Origin of the sequence: Azospirillum sp. SYSU D00513 (assembly GCF_017356015.1) — a bacterium.
Lineage (GTDB): Bacteria > Pseudomonadota > Alphaproteobacteria > Azospirillales > Azospirillaceae > Azospirillum.
Genome location: NZ_JAFIQV010000009.1, coordinates 133,338 through 153,703, shown reverse-complemented (window position 1 = coordinate 153,703; position 20,366 = coordinate 133,338). Strand labels below are relative to the sequence as shown.

Annotated in this window: 19 protein-coding genes; 9 read left to right on the top strand and 10 right to left on the bottom strand. The window is 69.1% G+C overall.

Annotated elements, in window-relative coordinates:
• Positions 1-51: 51 nt before the first annotated feature.
• Together JUB11_RS09435 and JUB11_RS09430 are read right to left on the bottom strand one after the other, a co-directional pair.
• Entirely contained in the window at positions 52-2,844 is a 2,793-nt protein-coding gene (locus JUB11_RS09435) for a winged helix-turn-helix domain-containing protein (RefSeq protein ID WP_207458264.1), read from the bottom strand.
• 104 nt (positions 2,845-2,948) lie between these two features.
• A complete protein-coding gene (locus JUB11_RS09430; protein WP_207458263.1) occupies positions 2,949-3,797 on the bottom strand; it encodes an AraC family transcriptional regulator in 849 nt (282 codons plus the stop codon).
• Positions 3,798-3,944: 147 nt separating this feature from the next.
• Here JUB11_RS09430 and JUB11_RS09425 point away from each other — a divergent pair, with 147 nt between their 5' ends.
• The 9 genes from JUB11_RS09425 to JUB11_RS09385 all read left to right on the top strand — a co-directional run bounded on the left by JUB11_RS09425 (position 3,945) and on the right by JUB11_RS09385 (position 14,298).
• Complete coding sequence (locus JUB11_RS09425) at positions 3,945-5,423, top strand: ATP-binding protein (protein ID WP_207458262.1); 1,479 nt, start codon at positions 3,945-3,947, stop codon at positions 5,421-5,423.
• On the top strand, positions 5,416-5,805 hold the full coding sequence (locus JUB11_RS09420) for a response regulator (RefSeq protein WP_207458261.1): 390 nt from the start codon (positions 5,416-5,418) through the stop codon (positions 5,803-5,805). The genes JUB11_RS09425 and JUB11_RS09420 overlap by 8 nt, the downstream gene beginning before the upstream one ends.
• A gap of 13 nt (positions 5,806-5,818) precedes the next feature.
• Positions 5,819-6,439 carry a response regulator gene (locus tag JUB11_RS09415; protein WP_207458260.1) on the top strand — a complete coding sequence of 207 codons (621 nt, stop codon included), beginning with the start codon at positions 5,819-5,821 and terminating at the stop codon, positions 6,437-6,439.
• Positions 6,440-6,525: 86 nt separating this feature from the next.
• On the top strand, positions 6,526-7,293 hold the full coding sequence (locus JUB11_RS09410; RefSeq protein ID WP_207458259.1) for a hypothetical protein: 768 nt from the start codon (positions 6,526-6,528) through the stop codon (positions 7,291-7,293).
• A complete protein-coding gene (locus JUB11_RS09405; protein WP_207458258.1) occupies positions 7,283-7,651 on the top strand; it encodes a hypothetical protein in 369 nt (122 codons plus the stop codon). Before JUB11_RS09410 ends, JUB11_RS09405 begins: the two co-directional genes overlap by 11 nt.
• Positions 7,652-7,793: 142 nt before the next feature.
• Positions 7,794-8,756 (top strand): tripartite tricarboxylate transporter substrate binding protein, encoded by a 963-nt coding sequence (locus tag JUB11_RS09400; protein WP_207458257.1) that lies wholly within the window; start codon positions 7,794-7,796, stop codon positions 8,754-8,756.
• 419 nt (positions 8,757-9,175) lie between these two features.
• Positions 9,176-9,508, top strand: a complete 333-nt coding sequence (locus JUB11_RS09395) for a toxin-antitoxin system HicB family antitoxin (protein WP_207458256.1) — start codon at positions 9,176-9,178, stop codon at positions 9,506-9,508.
• A 138-nt stretch (positions 9,509-9,646) separates the two neighbouring features.
• Positions 9,647-12,901 (top strand): EAL domain-containing protein, encoded by a 3,255-nt coding sequence (locus tag JUB11_RS09390; protein ID WP_207458255.1) that lies wholly within the window; start codon positions 9,647-9,649, stop codon positions 12,899-12,901.
• A gap of 104 nt (positions 12,902-13,005) precedes the next feature.
• On the top strand, positions 13,006-14,298 hold the full coding sequence (locus JUB11_RS09385) for a phosphatase domain-containing protein (RefSeq protein WP_207458254.1): 1,293 nt from the start codon (positions 13,006-13,008) through the stop codon (positions 14,296-14,298).
• Here the strand turns inward: JUB11_RS09385 and JUB11_RS09380 are convergent.
• The 8 genes from JUB11_RS09380 to JUB11_RS09345 form a co-directional block, all read right to left on the bottom strand.
• Positions 14,286-14,909, bottom strand: a complete 624-nt coding sequence (locus tag JUB11_RS09380; RefSeq protein ID WP_207458253.1) for a hypothetical protein — start codon at positions 14,907-14,909, stop codon at positions 14,286-14,288. The two genes, JUB11_RS09385 and JUB11_RS09380, sit on opposite strands and share 13 nt — an antisense overlap.
• Before the next feature lie 73 nt (positions 14,910-14,982).
• Complete coding sequence (locus tag JUB11_RS09375) at positions 14,983-15,771, bottom strand: SDR family oxidoreductase (protein WP_207458252.1); 789 nt, start codon at positions 15,769-15,771, stop codon at positions 14,983-14,985.
• A gap of 52 nt (positions 15,772-15,823) precedes the next feature.
• Positions 15,824-16,591 carry an SDR family oxidoreductase gene (locus tag JUB11_RS09370; RefSeq protein ID WP_207458251.1) on the bottom strand — a complete coding sequence of 256 codons (768 nt, stop codon included), beginning with the start codon at positions 16,589-16,591 and terminating at the stop codon, positions 15,824-15,826.
• Between the two features lie 68 nt (positions 16,592-16,659).
• Complete coding sequence (locus JUB11_RS09365; protein ID WP_207458250.1) at positions 16,660-17,514, bottom strand: oxidoreductase; 855 nt, start codon at positions 17,512-17,514, stop codon at positions 16,660-16,662.
• Between the two features lie 48 nt (positions 17,515-17,562).
• Entirely contained in the window at positions 17,563-17,883 is a 321-nt protein-coding gene (locus JUB11_RS09360; protein ID WP_207458249.1) for a putative quinol monooxygenase, read from the bottom strand.
• A gap of 258 nt (positions 17,884-18,141) precedes the next feature.
• The gene (locus tag JUB11_RS09355; RefSeq protein WP_207458248.1) at positions 18,142-18,579 is read right to left on the bottom strand and encodes an ester cyclase; all 438 of its coding nucleotides are present in this window, start codon (positions 18,577-18,579) and stop codon (positions 18,142-18,144) included.
• Between the two features lie 86 nt (positions 18,580-18,665).
• Positions 18,666-19,265: an NAD(P)H:quinone oxidoreductase gene (gene wrbA, locus JUB11_RS09350; protein ID WP_207458247.1), complete on the bottom strand. Its 600-nt coding sequence runs from the start codon at positions 19,263-19,265 to the stop codon at positions 18,666-18,668.
• Between the two features lie 161 nt (positions 19,266-19,426).
• Positions 19,427-20,338 (bottom strand): pirin family protein, encoded by a 912-nt coding sequence (locus JUB11_RS09345; protein ID WP_207458246.1) that lies wholly within the window; start codon positions 20,336-20,338, stop codon positions 19,427-19,429.
• Positions 20,339-20,366 lie beyond the last annotated feature (28 nt).

The window sequence follows — 20,366 nt, the reverse complement described above, 5'->3', positions numbered from 1 at the left end:
CAAACCTCAAGGCGGACGCGGCGCCCCTCTCCCGTGTCCGTTCAAGCTCTTTCAACACCGAGCCTGAACGTCTGTGCCCGTGATACAAGAAGGCGCCGGCAGGCAAGCGCTTCCCACCGGTGAAACGGCCGCGATCCGATCCCTCTCTGGTACCCGGTGCGGTGTGGGCAGCGCAAGCAGATCGGCGTTCGCGCGACGTTCCCAGGCGACGGCGCCATCGCGGCGCGCCTCCGCGATCGCCTGGCGAAAGCTGTCGCCCGCTCGGTCGCTGGCGCCGGGCAATCCGTCGACGGAAAGGATCGTGCCCTTCACGCGATGGAGTTCGGCAAGGCACCATCGCTCGCCGGAGGACGCGCAACGTGCGATCGCGGAGTCGACCGCCGCCAGCGCGTCGGCATGTTTGCCCATGTCGCGGAGCGCCCGCGCGGCGACGGACTGGAAGATCGTCCGGAACAGGGTGAAGCCGCTCTTGCGAAGAACCGGCAGGCTCGTGTTCAGAAGCCGCAGGCAGTCGTCGGGGCGCCCATTCCGAAGCGCGATTTCAGCCTCGAAGCAGTTCGCGTAGCAATTCCATACGTCAAGCGACAGAGCCTTCGTGTGTTCCCTGAGAAGCGACACATAATGGCCGGCGAGATCGTCACGCCCCGCGAGCAGCGAAAGCGGGCAGGCGGCTTCCGCCAGGGCATTGCTGAGCGACAGGTTGTGCTGGATCACCCGGGCATAGGCCAATGTGTCTTCCACCTCGCGCAAGGCTTGGTCCTCGTCTCCCAGAATCCAGCTGGATCGAGCCAGCACGATGCGGGCCGTGACGGTCTGATCGAATTGGAAACGCACGGAGTGACGGCTCGCCGGCAATGCGGTGTATTCACCGAGCATCTGTTGAAGTTGCTCGCGCGCTTCGGCGTGGCGGCCGAGCCAGTGCAGCGTTGCGCCATGCAGCCTCTTGCCGATGATCGCATCGGCGGGATCGGCCGAGGAGGGCGCCAGTGCGCGGAACCGTTCCGTGAAGGTCAAGCCGAGCCGCGGTTCCGCACGGTTGATGGCATCGACCCAGAGCGCCCAGATGGCCCGGAGCTGATGATCGATATCGCCGATGTCCTCGGCGATCCGCAAGGCTATCGACCATGCCACGGCGCCGTGTTCCGGCGCATCGGTCGGGCAGATCTGCGGCCAGCCGAGTGCCGCGTAGAGCTTCATGCGGCTGCGCTCGTCCAGACTGGGGTGTGCCTCCAGGTAGTTGATCGCCCGGGTCACCCAGGCCAGGCACTCGTCGAGCAGCGAAAGCCGGTGGAAGAACGGCAAAGCGGCGATGGTGAGCCGCACGCCGAGCAACGGATCACCTCGTTCGGCGAATGTCCACTCAAGCGCGGCGCGCAGGTCGTCCGTGTGTTGCGCGTAATCGCGCGACCATTCCGACACCGGCATTGAATGGAGTTCGTGCTCCGCACTTTCGAGAAAGGCGCGCAGATGCTCGGCGAGCCGCGCCATCGCAGGGCCCGCATCGCCTGTGTCGACGAGCTTTTCGGATGCGTAGAGCCTGGTCGTATCGAGAAGCCGGTACCGCGTCAGCCCGGAGCAGGCATCGGCGGCGACGAGCGATTTCGCGACGAGCGACGCAAGGATGTCCTCCCCGTCGCAGCCCGTTAGAACGGCGGCTGCGGCCTCGTCGCTGAACCAGCCGCGGAAGACCGACAGTTCCGCCAGGGCGACCTGTTCCGGCTTCGGCAGGATCATGTAGCTCCAGTCGAGCGTCGCCCTCAGCGTCTGATGGCGGGGAAGCGCCGTGCGGCGGCCACGGGTCAGCACGCGGAAGCAGTCCGAAAGCGACTGGGCCAGCGCCTGCACTCCGATCGTCTCCAGCCGTCCGGCCGCCAGCTCGATCGCAAGCGCGATGCCGTCGAGCTTGCTGCAGATGTCGGCAACGTGGGGCGCGTCCTTGTCGGTCAATTCATACTGCCCGATACAGGCTTCGGCGCGCTCCACGAAGAGCTGGACGGCGGGCGACCTCAAAGCCGCATTCGCCGACAGTGCCGCCGGCGGAAGCTCCAGCGGCGGGATGCGGTGCACACGCTCCCCATCGGCTCTCAAGGGTTCGCGGCTCGTCGCGACGATGCGAAGGCCCGGAACCTCCGCGAGGAGGCTCTCGGCGAACGACGCCACGCTGCCCACCAGATGCTCGCAGCTGTCGAGAACCATGAGGGCGGCGCGCGTGCGCAGATGCACGATGATTTCGCGCGTGATGTTGTCTGTTCGCGAAAGGATGCCGAGCGCCGACGCCACCACGGTCGGCACGAGATGCCCGCCATTCACGGGAGAAAGGTCTATCCAAAAGATAGGGTCCTCGGACCGGTCGCGGGCGATGACCGCCCGCGCGACGGTCGTCTTCCCGATCCCGCCCGGCCCGACGATCGTGATGAGCCGGGAGCGGCAAAGCTGCGCGGAAATGGTTTCCACCACGCTCTCCCGCCCGAAGATCCGGACCGCGCCGAGGTCGGTTCCGGGACAGCGGAGGGCGGATCCACCGGCGTCGCCGGGCGCTTGCCGTCTGGTGACCGGAGCGGTGAAGGTGTAGCCCCGGCCTGGAATGTTGGCGATGAACCGCGTATCGCCCAGCGCCCGCCGGATGGCCGAAACATGCACCCGGAGGTTCGCCTCGTCGACGAACGTGTCGGGCCAGACATGCTTCACGATGTCTCTGTTGGACCGGATTTCGCCCGCGTGGGCGAGGAGATGGATCAGGATGTCGATCGCGCGGCTGCCGAGCGGCACGACCTCCCCATCGCGCAGCAACGCGCGCCGCGCGGGCGCCACCGTGAAAGCGCCGAATTCAAGCTCCTCTTCCATGCCACTCTCCTCACCGGAAGATACGGGGCAGTCTCGCGGAGTTCGCCGTCCGGGGTCTTTCGCGAAGCTGCGGAAGTCTTTCGCGATTCTGCCGAATCCGTCTTTCAGGGAATGCGTCGGCGATAGTCTCCGGGCGTGCACCCCATCGCCCGCTTGAAGGCCGTGCTGAACGCCGCCTGGTTGGAAAAACCCGACCGATGGGCCACGGTGACGAGCGGCATGTCCGGATCGCCGAGAAGCCTTCGGGCGAGTTCGAAGCGTTCCGCGCTGACGAAGCCATGGGGCGTCTTGCCCATCACGCGCTTGAACATGCGCGCGAAGTGGAAGGGACTCAGGCAGGCGACCTCGGCGAGTTCGGAAACCGAGATGTCGCGTTCCAGGTTGTCGCGGATGAAGTCGATCGCCCGTGCGATCCGCTTGGGGCAGTCGGCTTCGGGTGCCGCGTCCGGGTTATTCGGACAATCCTCGCCGTAAGCATGAGCAAGCCGCGCGGCAAGGGCCAGCGCCGCGGATTCGACCATCATCCGGCCGGCGGAGGTTTCCCGCAGAAGCTCCGAGCGGATCGACAGGCCGATCTGCCAGATGAGTGGATCGCGCAGATCCGCGAGATACCGGATCGCATCCGCGCGAATGCGCCCGTCGCCATAGAGATCGGCCAGCGCGTCGAAGCGATCGGCCGGCAGGTAGATGTGCAGGATTTCATCGAGCGGTGCGGAAATGCCGATCTCGTCCTCGCCGACGCCGACCGGGCACAGCCATATGGCGCCCTGCTCGACGGCCGAGCGTTGGCGGAGGCCGGCTCCCTTCCGCCGGACGAAGGCACCCGGGCTGCGCCGCGTCGCCAGCGTGACCTCCATCTGGGTCGGAAGGATCGCGGGCAGATCGCCGGCCGGATGCGAACGCAGTTCGGCGGCGACACCGTTCCAGCCACGGCCGAGCGATGTTGCGGCCAAGCCCGCATTCGGGAATTTGTATGCGCCGTGCCCGTGCAGAGTCATGGCGGAAGTTTGAATTCACCGGCGGCGCTCGGCCATTATACAGGCGTATCGCAGACACGGCTGGGCGGCGCTGTTACTGCTTCTCTTCCAAGGACGAGAACGATGCGGCAAGTCTTTTCCAGATGGCCAAGCCTTGCGGAGACCTCGGCGGAGGCCCCGCCGAAGCCCGACGTTCTGCCGGCCTGGATGACGGCCGTTCCGGCACGGCGATGGCCCGTCGTCGCCCGCGACCTGGCCGTCTCCGCCCTGCTGGTCTTCGCGCCGGCGGCCCTGGCGGCGCTTTCCGTGATGCAACCGGCCGAACGGCGCGAGGCGGCGCTCCTGATGGGGGCGGGCGCGCTCCTGTCCGGCATCCTGGCCGTCCTTCTCGTGATGAGGCTGAGACGCGACCTGGCAGACAGCCGGCGGCAATGCGGAGCCTTCTTCGAGCGCGCCGGCATCTCGATGTGGCGCGAGGACTGGACGGCCGTCGGGGAGGCCGTCATGGCGTTGCGCCGGGCCGGCGTCAGCGATCTGGAGAGCTACTTCGCCAACAGGCCCGACGAACTCCGGGCGCTGAAGGCGCGCGTGATGATCCGCGACGTGAACGCCTTCACGCTGGAGGAAACCGGCGCGCCGGGAAAGGAGGCCTTTATCGGCCCGCTCGACCGGCTGCTTCCCGAAACCGACCAGACCTTCGTGCAATGGCTGGTGGCCTTCGGCCGTGGCGACCGCTTCTTTCGCTCCGAAGCGCATTTGAGGGCCGCGGACGGCGCCGAACTCGATGCGCTTTTCACCGCCATGCTGCCGCGCGATCTCGCCGGCTTTTCGGACATCGTCGTGACCTCCGTCGACATCACCGCCTACAGGAAAGCGCAGGCGCGGCTCGCCGCCGTCCAGGCCGATGTCGCCAGGACCTCCCGGATATCGACCGCCAATGCCTTCAGCGCGTCGGTCGCGCACGAGGTCAATTCGCCGCTCGCGGCCATCCTGGCGAACGCCCAGGCGGCCCAGCGCCTGCTTCGACAGGCCCAGCCGGACATCGCGGAGGCAACGGCGGCCCTGCAGGACGTCGTCTCCCAGGCCTCGCGCGCGCGCGACGTCGTGGCGCGCATCACGTCCCATTTCAGCAAATCCTCGGGCGCCTTCGCTCCGGTCGATGTCGTCCAGGCGGCCCGCAACGCCAATCTGCTTGTGGAAACGGATCTGCGGCGCCATGGCGCGGTCGTCCACCTCGCGGCGCCGGACGACCTTCCGCCGGCCATGGCCGACTTGGTGCAGATCCAGCAGGTGTTCGTGAATCTCATGCTGAACGCGGCGCAAGCCATGGCGGAAAGGCCGGGCCGGCGGGACATCACCGTGACCCTCCGCCTCGACCGATCGTGGATCGCGGCCAATGTGACCGATACCGGGCCGGGAGTGGCGGCCGAACGGCGCGCCCAGATTTTCGAGCCGTTTCATTCGACCAAGCCGGGCGGCATGGGCATGGGGCTGGCCATATGCCGCAACTGTCTCGACGCGCATGGCGGCGACATCTGGGTGGACGAGGCTCCGGGAGGAGGAGCGGCCTTTCATTTCAAACTGCCGGTCGCTCATGGCTGAGAACGGACAGTTGCGTCGCGTCGTGGCGATCGTGGATGACGATGCCTTCATTCGGGCCGGGCTGGGAAGGCTCGTGCGATCGATCGGGTACGACCCTCTGCTGTTCGGGGAAGCCGGGGCCCTGTTGTCCTACGGAGCGGTGGAGGCTCTCTTCTGCGTCCTTGCCGATCTGCAGATGCCCGGCGTCAATGGCGTCGAATTGATTCAGCTCCTCACCAGGCGCCATCCCTCGCTTCCCGTCGTCGCCATGACCGCCTATCCGAGCGACGCGATCCGGCAGCGGGCGTTGGAAGCGGGAGCGGCCGCCTATCTCACGAAACCCTTCGACGCCGCCTTGCTGGAGGATTGTCTTTCCAACTTCAGTTCGCAGCGCAAATCATGATGTGATGCCCGCCATGGAACCGACCGTCCACATCGTCGACGACGACGCGGCGCTGCGCACCGCGCTGGTGAGGCTCTGCAAGGCCGCGGGCTTGGCCGTGGTCGAACACACAAACGCCGACGGTCTCGCCGAAAGGACGCTCGCCCGCCGTCCGACCTGCGTCCTGCTCGACGTACGGCTGGCGGATCAGAACGGGCTTGCCGTGCAGGAGGCGTTGCGGGGTGCCGGCAGCACCGTGCCGATCATTTTCCTCACCGGCTATGGCACGATCCCGATGACCGTGCGCGCCATGCGCGGCGGGGCGATCGAGTTCCTGACCAAGCCGGTCGAGGAGGAGGTGCTTCTGGAGGCGATCGGCCGGGCGATCAGGGCCGATGCCGAGGCCTTGGACATGGACCGCGCCCGTCACGAGCTTTGCGACCGCTACGCGACCCTCACGGACCGCGAGCGGGATGTCATGGCCTGCGCCATCGGCGGTCTGATGAACAAGCAGATCGCCGGGGAACTCGGCCTATCGGAGATCACGGCGAAGGTGCACAAGCGCCACGTCATGGAAAAGATGGGCGCACGGTCCTTGCCCGATCTCGTCCGGATGGCCGAGCAGCTGGGGGTCCCCGCCCGCCGGCGGCGATGACCGGGCGTGAACGGCGGAAAGCGACCGCCTCCCTATGACGAGGGTCGGATTGACAGGCGCCGGCCCGGGGCGGCAGGGTGCGGCCGATGATCGCCCTCGCCCTCGACCCATTCACCCCCGAACGGCCGCTGAAGATCGCGCAGCAGTATGTCTCGCTGATCCACGGCGTGCTGGAAGGGCGCAACGACCTGAACCTGGAGCAGGTCCAGCGGCTCCAGCACGCGCTGGAGACGGTGGCGAACGGCACCGTCGCCGAGGTCCGCTTCGACGCGGAGCGGCTGATGTATCTCGCCGAGCGCGCCGCGGCCGACGGCTTCGCCGTGCACGACCAGCTCATCGAGATCGCCGCCGCGCACGAGGCGGAGATCAAGCGGCTGGGCAACGACGTCATCCGCGAATACAAGGCGCTCGCCCGCAAGCTCCAGATGCCGCAGCGCGTCTCGGCGCTGCTGCGCGGGCTGATCGAGGATGCGGAGGCCTTCCAGGACGAATGGCTCACCGTGGTACGGCAGATGCGGCACCGGGCGCTCGCCGTCTCCCGCCGCCGCACGGGCGCCGTCAACCTCGTGACCGCCTGGGAACTGCATGTCGCGGCATTGGCGGAGATCGCCGGGGAACAGGATCTCCCAGGGCTGGCCGAGGCGGCCGAACTCCGCCCGCGCATCGCCGGGGACATGATCGTCTACGAGCTGGACGTGCCCGTCGGGCCGGATCTCGCCGGGGACGCCGGGCGGCTGGCGGGGCTTGCCAACGCCGTTCACGATCGGGTCGAGAACGCGATCCCGCTGCTTTGCGGGACCCTGGCCCTGCGGTTCATCCATTCCGGTCAAGCGGTGGCGGCCCATGACGCCTGAGGATTACCTGACCCTGGCGCGCGACGCGCTGAACGCCCCGGCGGCGGGCGAGGCCCAGCGGCGGGCGGCCGTGCGTTTTGCCTATGATTCGCTGTTCCTCAGCGTCGCCGGCTGGTTCGGGCTGGACCCCGCGACCTTCGCCGGCAACGACCGGGCCGTGCGCGAGGCGCTGTTCGCCGGCGGCATGGACGAGGCGCCGCCCTTCCTGCGGCTGGCCCGGCGGCACTGGAACACGCTGTGGCTGGCCAGCCTGCGCGGGCAGCGCGCGCTCGGCGAGAGCATCACCGAAACCGACGCCCGCCTCAGCCTCGCGCTCGCGGAGCAGGTTTTCGCCGCGCGGTCGGCCGGACTCCAGTGATTTTCGTGGCGGAGCGATCCGCCTGGGCTACAATCAGCGGCACCAGGCAAAGGGCGGCGTCAGCGGCCGTCCAAGCCAACGCGGATCGAACCGCGCCGATGCGGACCAAGAAGAAGGCTGGGGAACACCGATGACGTTTGGGATGAAGATTCTTGCCATGGCGGCCGTCGTGCTGCCCATCGTGAGCGGCGCCGGCGGCGCGCAGGCCGCCTATCCGGACCGCCCGGTCAAGCTGGTCGTGCCCTTCGCGGCCGGCGGCTCGACCGACATCATCGCCCGCCTGATCGGCGCGAAGATGAGCGAGATCCTGGGCCAGCAGGTGGTCATCGAGAACCGCGGCGGCGCCGGTGGCAACCTCGGCTCCGACGCGGTCGCCAAGGCGGAGCCCGACGGCTACACCATCCTGATGGGCACGGTCGCGACCCACGCGATCAACCCCGCGCTCTTCAAGAAGATGCCCTACGACCCGGTGAAGGACTTCGCCCCGGTCTCCTGGCTGGTGACGGTCCCGAACGTCCTGGTCGTTCACCCCTCGGTGAAGGCGCAGAACCTGAAGGAGCTGATTGCCCTGCTCAAGGCCAGCCCTGGCACCTTCAACTACGCCTCTTCGGGCAACGGCACGCCGCTCCACCTCTCGGGCGAGCTGTTCAAGTCGATGGCCGGGGTCGAGGTCACCCACGTGCCCTACCGCGGCGCCGGCCCGGCGCTGAACGACGTGACGGCCGGCCAGGTGCCGATCATGTTCGACAACCTGCCGTCCTCCATCGGCCACATCAAGGGCGGCACCCTGCGCGGCATCGCCGTGACCACCGCCGAGCGCTCGCCCGCCATCGACCTGCCGACCATGGCCGAGGCCGGCCTGCCGGGCTACGAGACCTACACCTGGAACGCGCTGTTCGCCCCCGCCGGCACGCCCAAGGAGGCCATCGACAAGCTGAACGAGGCCGGCAACAAGGCCGTCGCCGACCCGACCGTGCAGAAGCGCCTGAACGAACTCAGCGCCCAGGTCGTCGGCTCGACCCCGGAAAAGCTCGCCGAGCACGTGAAGGCCGAACTCGCGAAATGGGGGCCCGTGGTGCGGGACTCCGGCGCGACCGTGGACTGACCGTCCGCGCCGCCGCCGAACGGGAAGGGGCCGCTCCGCTGGGGCGGCCCTTTTGCGTTGGGCCTTCGGGAAAAGGATGCCGCTGCTCGCGGCTTGCCCTCGGTTCCGGCCTTTCGATATCGATAGTGATGCTATGCTGAGGTTGGCATGGCGACACTCGGCGAGATTCTGGCCCGCATGAGGACCGCTCCTCATGATGTTCCGTTCGATGATATCTCCAAGCCGTGCGGAGCGTATTTCCGGGAGCCTCGCCAGGAAGTGACGAGCCACATGGTGTTCAGGACAGCTTGAGCCGGTGACCCGCGCATAAACATCCAAAAAGGCAAGAACGGCCGGGCGAAGGTCCCATCAGGTCAAGCAAATGCTCCAAGCCGTTTGAAAGCTCGATCAGATGCAATCTTCAGGAAACGAAAAGGGCGATGCTGAATAGGCACCATGCCTACAAGATCGCTTGGTCCTCCGATGACGGCCAGTACATCGCCAGCTGTCTGGAGTTTCCAAGCCTTTCCTGGCTTGACGAGGACGAGGTCGAGGCGATGCGGGGCATCAGGGATCTTGTGGCCGAGACCGTACAGGACATGATCGCGAACGGTGAGGACGTGCCCGAACCGATCATGGAGAGAAACTACTCCGGCCAGTTCGTCATCCGCACCACGTCGGACATGCACCGGCGCCTCGTGCTGGAGGCGGCGGAGGCGAGGGTCAGCCTGAACCGCTACGTCAACGCGAAGCTTGCCGCCGGAGGGCGGTAAAGGCGAAGAGCCGGGCTCCGCCGCCCCGCCTGCCGCCTATGCGGGTCCACGTTAAGGATTTGTTCGCCGTCCTATGCAAAAGGTTGGGGCGTAGGCCCGATGGCTCGCCAGCCAGCCCCGACACCGGCGAAACGAAAAATGCGTGAAGCACCGTCCCAGACCCCCGCAGATCCTCATGACCGGGTAGCCGCCGCCGCGCGGCCGGTGCGTGACGGCGCGCCGGTGGGGCTGCTGTTCCTCGATCGGGACCTGCGCTGCACTCACCTGAACGGACGGATGACCGAGCTGACCGGGCTTCCGCGCGCGGCGCATTTCGGCCGGACCCCGGCGGAGCTGCTGCCCGGCGCCGGGGACGGGCTCGCCATGGCGTTGCGGCGCGCGGCGGACGGCGAGGAAGTGGGGGGCGTCGAGCTGCGCCGCCCGGACGGGCGCGGCCTCCTGAAGGTCTGTCTCCGGTCCCTGGCGGGCGAGGGGGAAGGTGCGGGCGGCCTGCTCTGCACTGTGGCCGAGACCGATTGGGATGCGCGCACCGCCGACGAGGCCTCCCTGCGCGCGAGCGAGGACCACTACCGCCACACGGTCGAGCTGAGCCCCTTCCTGTTCTGGAACTGCGACGCCGACGGCCTGTCGCTGGAGTTCAGCCCGCGCTGGCGCGAGCGCATGGGGCTGAGCTACGAAGAGGCGGTCGGCAACGGCTGGCTCCGCGCGGTGCATCCGGATGACCGCGAGCGCATCGCGCGGGCCTGGGACAACACGCTGCGCACCGGCGCGCGCTTCGACCATCAGGCCCGCTTCAAAGTGGCCGAGGGCGGCTACCGCTGGTTCCGCTGCCGGGCCATGCCGCGCCACGACGCCGAGGGGCGGATCGTCGGCTGGTATGGGAGCGACGCGGACATCCACGACTGGAAAGTGGCCGAGGCGGCGCTCCGCGAGAGCGAGGACCATTACCGCCATTCGGTGGAGCTGAACCCCCAATACCCCTTCATCATGGACCCGGACGGCGCGCTGCTGGACATCTCGCCGCGCTGGCAGGATCTCGTCGGGCTCACCCGGGAAGAGACGCTCGGCCATGGCTGGATGCGGGCGGTGCATCCGGAAGATGCCGAGAGCACGCGGCGGAACTGGGAGGAGGCCCTGCGGACCGGCCGGCGCATGGACCATGAGAAGCGGCTGCGCATGGCCGACGGCAGCTACCGCTGGTTCCGCGGCCGGGCCACGGCTCGGCTCGGGGCCGACGGGCGCATCATCCGCTGGTACGGCTCCACCGAGGACATTCACGACCGCAAGCTGACCGAGGCGGCGCTGCGCGACAGCGAGGCCTTCGCGCGCCAGATCCTCGACACCAACCCCGAATGCATGAAGGTGCTGGACCTGGATGGTCGCCTTCTCTTCATGAGCCCGCCCGGACAGCGGCTTCTGGAGGTGGAGGACTTCTCGCGCATCGAGGGCATCTTCTGGCCGGACATCTGGCCGGAGGAAAGCCGTGCGCGTGCGAGCGCCGCCATCGACGAGGCGCGTGCCGGCGGGATCGGGCATTTCATCGATTTCTGCCCGACTCTCGCCGGTACGCCGAAATGGTGGGACAACCTGATCCGTCCCATTCCGGGGCCGGACGGGCGGGCGGCCCGGCTGCTGGCGATCTCCCGCGACATCACCGACGCGCACATGACCCGCCGCGCGCTGGAGGATTCGGCCAAGCGCCTGTCGGCGGTGCTGGAGAGCACCACGGACGGCGTCCTGTTCGTCGGGCGCGACTGGCGCGTCACCTACGCGAACCGGCGCGCGGCGGAGCTGCACGGGGCCGAGCGGATCGACTTCGGCGGCAGCCTGTTCGACCTGTTCCCGGACGCCCCAGGCATGGAATCCGTCCCGGTTCTGGACAGCGGCTGCGCCTGTGCCTTCGGGCGGCGGTTCCGCCAGGCGATGGAGGAGGAGGCGCCCGTCGCCTTCGAGGGGCACCTGAACGCGCGCAACGTCTGGGTCGAGATCCACGCCTTCCCGACGCCCGAGGGCCTGTCCGTCTTCTTCCGCGACGTGACGGAGCGCCGGCGCGCGAAGGAGGAGCGGCGGCTCGCCCAGGAGAAGATCGCCCGGATCGCCCGCTACGACGCGCTCACCGGCCTGCCGAACCGGCTGTCCTTCCAGGAGCGGCTGGAGCGGGAACTGGCGGATGCCGCCGGCCGTGCCGGGCTGGCGGTGCATTACCTGGACCTCGACCAGTTCAAGACCGTCAACGACACGCTTGGCCACCCGGCCGGGGACGCCCTGCTGAAGCAGGTGGCGGCCCGGCTGCGCCACTGCGTCCGCGACGCCGACCTCGTGTCGCGCTTCGGCGGGGACGAGTTCGCCGTCGTGCAAACCGGCCTGCGCCAGCCGGACGACGCCGCCTCGCTGGCGCGCCGCATCGTCGAGTCCCTGGGTGAGCCCTACGAGGTGGACGGTGCCCAGATCATGATCGGCACGAGCGTCGGCGTGGCGCTCGGCCGCAGCGATGGGGCGGGCGCCGACGCGCTGATGAAGGCGGCGGACATCGCGCTCTACCGCGCCAAGGCCGCCGGGCGCGGCACCCACCGCTTCTTCGCCCCCTGGATGGCCGAGCAGCTCCACGCCTACCACGCGCTGAAGCTCGGCCTGCGCGAGGCGCTGGCGAAGGGCCAGTTCGAGCTGCACTACCAGCCGCTGGTCGATCTCCGCTCCGGCGGGATCAGCGGCTTCGAGGCGCTGCTGCGCTGGCGCCATCCGGAACGCGGGCTGGTATCGCCGGCGGAGTTCATCCCGGTGGCGGAAGAGACCGGGCTGATCGTGGCCATCGGCGAGTGGGTTCTGCAGGAGGCCTGCCGCGAGGCGGCAGGCTGGCCCGGCACGGCCGGCGTCAGCGTCAACCTCTCCTCCGTCCAGTTCCGCAGCCGCGGGCTGGTGGAGGCGGTGGCGGGGGCGCTGGCCGAAAGCGGCCTGGAACCGGGACGGCTGGAGCTGGAGATCACGGAATCGGTGCTGCTCCAGGACAACGACGCCAACCTCGCGGTGCTGAGCCAACTGCGGCAACTCGGCCTGCGCATTGCCATGGACGATTTCGGCACCGGCTATTCGGCGCTGGGTTACCTGCGCAGCTTCCCCTTCGACAAGATCAAGATCGACCGCTCCTTCGTCAGCGACCTGCCGCAGTGCGGAGGATCCAAGGCGATCCTCGGCGCCGTCGCCGGGCTCGGCCGCGATCTCGCCATCACCACGACGGCGGAGGGGGTGGAGACCCACGCCCAACTGGAGGCGGTGCGCGCCCAGGGCTGCGACGAGGCCCAGGGCTACTTCTTCTCCAGGCCCGTGCCGGCCTCCGCCATCCCGGACCTGCTCGCCCGGCTGCCGAACCCAGCCGCCGGCGCCGTTCCCGCCTGACGGGCGCTCCTCACCGCGCTCTTTGTTCAGGCCGGGGGAGGATGTTTTGCCCCATGGGCCATTGATAGGGATGCGCGGAGGATCAATGGCCGGGGGCGGGGAGCATGGAAAGCGGCAGGCTGGCGGCGTGGGGGCGGGCGGCACGGCGAATCCTGTCTCTGGCCACGCGTCCGGTGCGGACCGCACAGGGCCGCAAGGGCATCGTCCTCCAGCCCTACCGGGGCTACGGATCGCGCGGCGAGGCCTTCCTGATCGGCCGGGTGTTCCGGCAATCCGCCCCGTCCGTCCCGTCCGGCAGCGGTGGGCAGGGAAGCCTCGCCGGGCAGTTGCGGGACATCGGCCGCCGCGTCGCCCGCCGGACCGTGCCGGGTGCCGTCGTGACGGCCCGCCTCTTCGGCGCGGAGCAGCGCGTGGAGACCGACCGTGACGGCTATTTCCGGGTCCATCTGGCCTTCCGTGATCCGCCGCCGCCCGGCCGGTTCTGGCACGCCATGCATCTCCGCCTGGAAGGGGAGGAGCCCGTCGAGGGCGAGGGGCAGGTCTTCATCCCGCCAGAGGGCTGCCGTTTCGTCGTGATCAGCGACATCGACGACACGGTCATGCACACGGGCGTCGCCAACAAGCTGGCCATGCTTTGGCGCCTGTTCGTCGAGGACGCCGAAAGCCGCACGGCCTTCCCCGGCGTGGCGGCCCTGTACCGCGCGCTTCATGGCGGCGCCTCGGGAGCGGAGGGCAACCCGATGCTCTACGTGTCGCGCGCGCCCTGGGGCATCTACGAGGTGCTGGAGGCCTTCTTCCGGAACCATGACGTTCCCGTCGGGCCGGTGCTGTTCCTGCGGGAATGGGGCCTCACCTGGAAGAGCCCGCTGCCGCGCCGGGCGGAGGACCACAAGCAGGCGCTGATCCGCAACATGCTGGACCTGTACCGCGACCTTCCCTTCGTCCTGATCGGCGACAGCGGCCAGCACGACCCCGAGGTCTACCGGCAGATCGTCGATGAAAATCCCGGCCGCGTCCTGGCAGTGCTGATCCGCAACGTCTCGCGCGGGGAGGGCCGGATGCGCGAGATCGAAGAGCTTGCCCTGGCGGTCGCCCGCGCGGGCAGCAGCATGATGGTCGCCGCCGACAGCGCCGCCATGGCCGAACAGGCGGAACGGCTGGGGCTCGTGCCGCCCGGCACCCGGACCACGGTCGAACAGGCCATGCGGGAGGAAGGCGGGGAGAAGGCCCCCGCCGGCACGCGGCGCATCGCGCGGCCCGCCGCGTCCGGCACCGCCACGGCCATCGCCGCGGGCGCCTTGCGCGACGCGCTGGAGAAAGGCGGCGAGCCCGTGCCGCCCAACGTCGTCGTGGAAACGAAGGAAGCCGCTCCGGGAGAACGGGCTCAGTCGTCCTGATGGGCTTCCTGATCGCCCTCCCGGCGGCCATGGCCTTCCGGGTCGCCGCTGCGGGGCCTGCGCTCCGGACCGGGCACCAGACGGTCGGCGACGGCCCCGGTGGCCAAGGCGTAGACGGCCTTGTGCAGGAGATCGACCACCTGCTCGTCCACCGGCCAGGTCCAGGGCGGCGCACCGACGCCCGTGGCGTTCTCCAGCGACTGGTCGTTGGCCAGCCGCAGGTTGAGGAACAGGAAGGACCCAACCGGCCCCCGGAATCCGTGCCGCGCCATCATCGCGCGGACGGCACCCAGCGCGATGCCCTGGCCCCAATGCATCGCCCAGTTCATGCCAAGCCGTTCGCTGTCCGGCCGGGTGGGCAGGCCGAGCAGCCGTTCCAGCGTGTGGGCGGGGACGTAGGAGTTCGGCCGTCCGGTGAGGGCCTGCTCGACCTTCTCCGCCACGGTCATCGCCGCGACCCCGGCGGCGCCGGCCAGGAGGCCCCGGACCAGGACCTCCCCCACGCCCGGCACGGCGCCGCCCGCGCGCGGATGGCCGGAGCCCTCAGAACGCCGCTCCCGCCGGGGCCGGACGGTGTTCCCATGGTCCAGGCGGCTGTGCTCGTCGATCATCCCGTCCTCCCAGCGATCCGTGCCGAAGCGGCCCGTGCGCTGGCAACATTGCCCGGGCCGGAGGGTTCCGGTCTCAGCCCACCGCCACGCTCATGCCGCCATCGGCCATGACGACCGAGCCGACCATGAAGCTGGCGCGGTCCGACGCCAGGAAGGCGACGATCTCCGCGATCTCCTTCGGATCGGCGGCGCGGCCGATGGGAGCGTTGCGGCCATGCTCGGCCAGGAAACCGCGCCCGTCCTCCATGAAGTGGTTCAGCAGGTTGGTGACCACGTCGCCGACGCCGATGGCGTTGACCCGGATGCCATGCTCGATCGCCTCCAGAGCCAGCGTGCGGGTGAGCTGCGCCAGGGCGCCCTTGGACGCGGTGTAGGCCGAAATGCCGGGGAAGGCGAAGTAGGAGGCGTAGGAGGCGATGTTCACGATGGCGCCAGACCGGTTCGGGATCATCGCCTTCATCGCCTCGCGCGAGTGGAGGAAGGCGCCGGTGACGTTTGTTTCCATCTGCCAGTTCCAATCCTCCCGCGTCATCTCCACCAGCGGCTTGTAGAGGATGCGCCCGGCGTTGTTGACCAGCAGGTCGAGCCGGCCGAACGTCTCGACCGCGGTTTCGACCGCCTGCTCGGCGCTGCCGTCCCTGGTGATGTCGGCGACAAAGGGCACGAGCCCGTCGCGCGCCAGCTCCCGGACCGCCGGGTCGATGTCCTCCGCGACCACCTTCGCGCCGCGGGCGTGCAGCAGCTCGGCGATGGCCCGGCCGATGCCGCTGGCCGCACCGGTCACCAGGGCGACCTTGCCCTCGACCTCGTTCACGGCGAACCCATTCATGGCCGGGGCGATCTTCGATGCGTTGTTCGTCATTGCTCCTATCCTTTCGCGAAGTCTGTTGGCTGTCGGGGCTGGTGCGGGAGGCCTACCTGCCCCATTCGGGACCGCCGTCGGTGCAGGTCTGGCCGCCATCGACCGGGAGCACCGCCCCCGTGATCCACTGCGCCTCGTCGCTGGCGAGGAAGGCGACGGCCGACGCGATCTCCTCCGGCTGGCCGGCCCGGCGCAGGGGGATGCGCTCCCAGGCTTTTTCCAGCAGGGCCTCGTCGTCCATGATCTTGTCCACCATGCCGGTCACGGTCAGGCCAGGGGCCACCGTGTTGGCGCGCACGCCGAACCGGCCCAGGTCGCAGGCCGCCGAGCGCGTGAGGTTCGCGACGCCGGCCTTCGCGGCGTTGTAGGCCGCGTGGCTCCAGCCCCCGCCCAGCGAGGAGACGGAGCCGATGTTGACGATCGAGCCCTTCGTGCGGACGAGGTGGGGAATTGATGCGCGCATCATGTAGAAGACGCCGCCGAGGTCGGAGCCCAGGCAGGCCTCCCAGTCCTCGTCGGACGTGTCCTGGATCCGCCCGACCAGGTTCATGCCCGCGGCGTTGACCAGCGTGTCGAGCCGGCCGAACCGCTCGACGGCGGCGGCGACCAGGGCGTCGCAGTCGGCCCGCCTGGCGACGTCCGCCGTCACGGGCAGCACGCGTTCCGCCGGCAGCGTCCGGGCGGTGTCCTCCAGACGCTTTTCCGTGCGGCCGGAGATGACGACGCAAGCGCCTTCCGCCGACAGGCGGCGGGCGATGGCCTCGCCGATGCCGGAGCCGCCGCCGGTGACAATGGCGACCTTTCCTTCGAACCGGTTCATGAAAATCCTCCGATGATCATGTTTCGGGAATGGGGTGTCGTTGATGGGAATGGGGAAGAGGGCGCGGCTCAGGCCACGCAACGCTCTTCCGGCGGGAAGTCGGCGCCGCGCGTCACGGCCTCCCAGGCGGTGAAGTCCGCGCGCATTTCCTCCAGCTTGGCGAGCGCGACCTCGAAGGCCTCGTTGCCGAGCAGGAGGCGGCGGGGCGGGGCGTCGGCGGTGACCGCCCGCAGGATGGCGGCGGCGGCGCGCTTCGGGTCGCCGGCCTGCCGGCCGACGGACGCATGGTAGGCGCGCCGCGCGGCGCCGGCGGTCGCGTCATAATCCGGGATCGGATCCCCGGTTTCCGCCGCCGACCCCGCCCATTCCGTGCGGAAGCCGCTGGGCTCCACCGTCATCACCCGGATGCCCAGCGGTTCGGTTTCCAGCCGCAGGCTGTCCGAAAGCCCCTCCAGCGCGAACTTGCTCGCGCAGTAATAGCCGACGGCGGGGAAGCCGCTCAGACCGCCGATGGAGGTGAGGTTCACGATGGTGCCCGCGCGGCGGGCGCGCATGCCCGGCAGCACGGCGTGGATCGCGTTCGCGGCCCCGAAGAAATTGACCTCGAAGAGCGCGCGGGCCTCGTGCGGCCCGGTTTCCTCCACGGCCGCGAAATGGCCGGTTCCGGCGTTGTTCACCAGCACGTCGATGCGGCCGAAATTGCGTTCGGCCTGCTCGACGGCCACCGCGCACTGCGCGGGATCGGTCACGTCGAGCGGCAGAACCAGCGCGTCCCCGCGCCGGGCGAGATCCTCGACCGACCCGGTTCTGCGGGCCGTGACGACGACCTTCTGGCCCTTGTCGAGGAGATGTTCGGCGATGCTCCGGCCGAACCCGGTGGAGCAGCCGGTCACGAACCAGACGAGTTGGGCATTGTTGGTCATGGGAATGTCTCCTTCCGTGATGTCTCCTTGTGTGATGCGCGCTGCCGGTCAGGCCTCGTTGCCGCGGTCCGCGGGCTGGGAGCGCATTTCGTAGCCGCAGATCTCCACCTCGCCCTCGCACAGTTCGGGGACGAGCATCATGAAGGCGGCGACGTAGGGGGTCTGCATGTGGGCGTCGAAGTCGGCGCGGGACCGCCACTCCTCAAGGACGAACCAGGCGTCGGCCAAGTCCGTCGAGCGATAGATGTCGTAGCGCAGGCAGCCGGGCTCCCGCCGGGTCGGCGCCACGAGGTCGAGCAGTCGCGCGCCGAGTTCCTCGCCCCGGCCGGGCTTGGCGGTGAAGAACGCGGCGTTGGTCAGAACGGCCATGATTTTCTCCTCCGTTTTGAAAATTTTAAAAAGCGGTTCCCCGGCGCGCGGTCCGGCGGCGGCCTTCGTCGCCGCCCATGGCGGGGCGAGGCTTGCCCGTTCCTGGTCACCGGTGCGTCCCGGCGACGAAGGAAGAGATAGCCGAAGGGGCCGGAGACGATCAGACGGTAAGATCGGGATGGGGCGTTGAACGGGATTCAACGATGGGGCGGGACGGGGCGGGATCGCGTCCGGTGCGATCCGGCGGCGTCCGGGCCTTCAGGCCTTGGCGGGGGGCAGGGCGCCGAGCTGTTCCAGAAGCTTGTAGAGGTTGGCGACGCCCCAATGCTCGATGATCCGGCCGTCGCGCACGCGCATGGCGTCGACCGTCTCGAAGGAGATCTTGCGGCCGGTGGGCGCCACGCCCAGGAAGGGACCCTCATGGGTGCCGTGATAGGTCTTGTAGGTCGTGACCAGATCGCCATCGGCGGCCTGCCAGTGAATGTCGGCGTGGAAGTCCGGGAAGGCGCCGCGCAGGGTCTTGTAGAGGCGCAGGGCGCCCTCGCGGTCGGGGGTGCCGCCGGGCTGGGGCGTGTGGTCGATGAAATCCGGGGCGAACAGCTCTTCGAAGAGCGCGTAGTCGCCCTTTCCCTGGACCTCCTCGGTGTTGCGGCGCACGACGGCCATCGCCGCCCGGCTGATCGGGTTGTCGGACATTCTGAAAGTTCCTTTGTGGATTCGGGTGGGGCGGCCCCGGACGGCGCTGCCCAATGGAGGCGCGGGCCGGGACCGGATGGCTGGGATCAGCCGAACAGCTTGGCGGCCGTGCGGGCGATCAGTTCGCCCTGGAAGCGGGCGCCGTCGAGGTCGATCTGCGAGGGCTGGCGGCTGCCGTCGCCGCCGGCGATGGTGCTGGCGCCGTAGGGCGCGCCGCCGACGATCTCGGCCGTGCTCATCTGGCCCTGGTAGCTGTAGGGCAGGCCCACGATGATCATGCCGAAATGCATGAGGTTGGTGATGATGGAGAAGAGCGTCGTCTCCTGGCCGCCATGCTGCGTGCCGGTGGAGGTGAAGGCGCCGCCGACCTTGCCGTTCAGGGCGCCGCGCGCCCACAGCCCGCCGGCCTGGTCGAAGAAGGCCGCCATCTGCGAGGACATCCGGCCGAAGCGGGTGCCGGTGCCGACGATGATCGCGTCGTACTGCTCCAGGTCGGCGACGGCCGCCACCGGGGCGGTCTGGTCCAGCTTGAAGTGGGCGCTCTTGGTGACCGCCTCGGGAACCGTCTCGGGCACGCGCTTGACGTCCACGGTGGCACCGGCGGCGCGGGCGCCTTCGGCGACGGCGTGGGCCATCGTCTCGATGTGGCCGTAGGAGGAATAATAAAGAACGAGAACCTTTGCCATGGGGGGTCTCCCTGTGAATGGCGGGTGGAAGGGCGAGAGAGGGGCGGCCCAAGCGCGCTTGGGCCGCGGAGGAAGTCTGACGGAGCGGCCCGGTCCGGACCAGCCGAATAAAGTCCGCCTTTGCGTTCGAGAAAATCGAACGTTCGCGGAAGAATGCTGTCCTACGCGGCGCGCGCGGGCGATGCCCCAGGCAGTGGGATGAACTCGGTTTCGCCGGGCACGCCGGGGAAGCGGCGCTCCTGCCAGTCGCGGGCGGCCTGCTCGATGCGGTCGCGGCGGCTGGAGACGAAGTTCCAGTGGATGTGCCGCTTCCCGTCCAGGGGTTCGCCGCCGAGCAGCATCAGGCGGGCGGCGCCCACGGCGCGCAGCACGATCTCCGCGCCCGGCTTGAAGACGATCAGCCGGTCCTTGGGGAAGACGCCGGCTTCCGGAACCACCTCCACCGCGCCCTCCACGACATAGGCGGCGCGCTCGGCGTGTTCGGCGTCAATGCGGTAGCGCGCGCCGTCGGCCAGCAGGAGATCCGCGTTGAACAGGTCGGAGAAGGCGCGGGTGGGCGCGCGCCGCCCGTGCAGCGAGCCGGCGAGCAGCCGCAGGTCGATCCCCTCGCCCTCGATCCGGGGCAGGGATTCGGCTGTCACGTGCTGGAAGCCCGGATCGGTTTCCTCATGCGCGGCCGGCAGGGCGATCCAGCTCTGGAAGCCGAAGACCGTCGCCCCGCTGGCCCGCGTGGCGTCCGTGCTGCGTTCGGAATGGACGATGCCGCGCCCGGCGGTCATCAGGTTGACCTCGCCCGGGCGGATCGCCTGGACATGGCCCTCGCTGTCGCGGTGGAGGATGTCCCCCTCGATCAGGTAGGTCAGGGTGGACAGGCCGATGTGCGGGTGGGGGCGGCTGTCCAGCCCCTCCCCGGCACGGAAGGCGACGGGGCCGAAGCTGTCCAGGAAGATGAACGGTCCCACCATGCGCCGCTGCGCGGAGGGCAGGGCGCGGCGGACCTGGAACCCGTCGCCGAGATCGCGCACGGACGGCAGGAGGATCTGTTCGATGGCGGCGGCGGGCCGGATGGTCATGGCGTGTCTCCGATATCGGGTGGGGCGG

Coding starts and splice junctions, on each gene's coding strand:
- JUB11_RS09390 (WP_207458255.1), top strand. CDS start 9,647: ATGCGTGAAGCACCGTCCCAGACCCCCGCAGATCCTCATGACCGGGTA.
- JUB11_RS09420 (WP_207458261.1), top strand. CDS start 5,416: ATGGCTGAGAACGGACAGTTGCGTCGCGTCGTGGCGATCGTGGATGAC.
- JUB11_RS09410 (WP_207458259.1), top strand. CDS start 6,526: ATGATCGCCCTCGCCCTCGACCCATTCACCCCCGAACGGCCGCTGAAG.
- JUB11_RS09400 (WP_207458257.1), top strand. CDS start 7,794: ATGAAGATTCTTGCCATGGCGGCCGTCGTGCTGCCCATCGTGAGCGGC.
- JUB11_RS09395 (WP_207458256.1), top strand. CDS start 9,176: ATGCTGAATAGGCACCATGCCTACAAGATCGCTTGGTCCTCCGATGAC.
- JUB11_RS09380 (WP_207458253.1), bottom strand. CDS start 14,909: ATGATCGACGAGCACAGCCGCCTGGACCATGGGAACACCGTCCGGCCC.
- JUB11_RS09370 (WP_207458251.1), bottom strand. CDS start 16,591: ATGAACCGGTTCGAAGGAAAGGTCGCCATTGTCACCGGCGGCGGCTCC.
- JUB11_RS09345 (WP_207458246.1), bottom strand. CDS start 20,338: ATGACCATCCGGCCCGCCGCCGCCATCGAACAGATCCTCCTGCCGTCC.
- JUB11_RS09360 (WP_207458249.1), bottom strand. CDS start 17,883: ATGGCCGTTCTGACCAACGCCGCGTTCTTCACCGCCAAGCCCGGCCGG.
- JUB11_RS09385 (WP_207458254.1), top strand. CDS start 13,006: ATGGAAAGCGGCAGGCTGGCGGCGTGGGGGCGGGCGGCACGGCGAATC.
- JUB11_RS09375 (WP_207458252.1), bottom strand. CDS start 15,771: ATGACGAACAACGCATCGAAGATCGCCCCGGCCATGAATGGGTTCGCC.
- JUB11_RS09435 (WP_207458264.1), bottom strand. CDS start 2,844: ATGGAAGAGGAGCTTGAATTCGGCGCTTTCACGGTGGCGCCCGCGCGG.
- JUB11_RS09365 (WP_207458250.1), bottom strand. CDS start 17,514: ATGACCAACAATGCCCAACTCGTCTGGTTCGTGACCGGCTGCTCCACC.
- wrbA (WP_207458247.1), bottom strand. CDS start 19,265: ATGGCAAAGGTTCTCGTTCTTTATTATTCCTCCTACGGCCACATCGAG.
- JUB11_RS09355 (WP_207458248.1), bottom strand. CDS start 18,579: ATGTCCGACAACCCGATCAGCCGGGCGGCGATGGCCGTCGTGCGCCGC.
- JUB11_RS09415 (WP_207458260.1), top strand. CDS start 5,819: ATGGAACCGACCGTCCACATCGTCGACGACGACGCGGCGCTGCGCACC.
- JUB11_RS09405 (WP_207458258.1), top strand. CDS start 7,283: ATGACGCCTGAGGATTACCTGACCCTGGCGCGCGACGCGCTGAACGCC.
- JUB11_RS09425 (WP_207458262.1), top strand. CDS start 3,945: ATGCGGCAAGTCTTTTCCAGATGGCCAAGCCTTGCGGAGACCTCGGCG.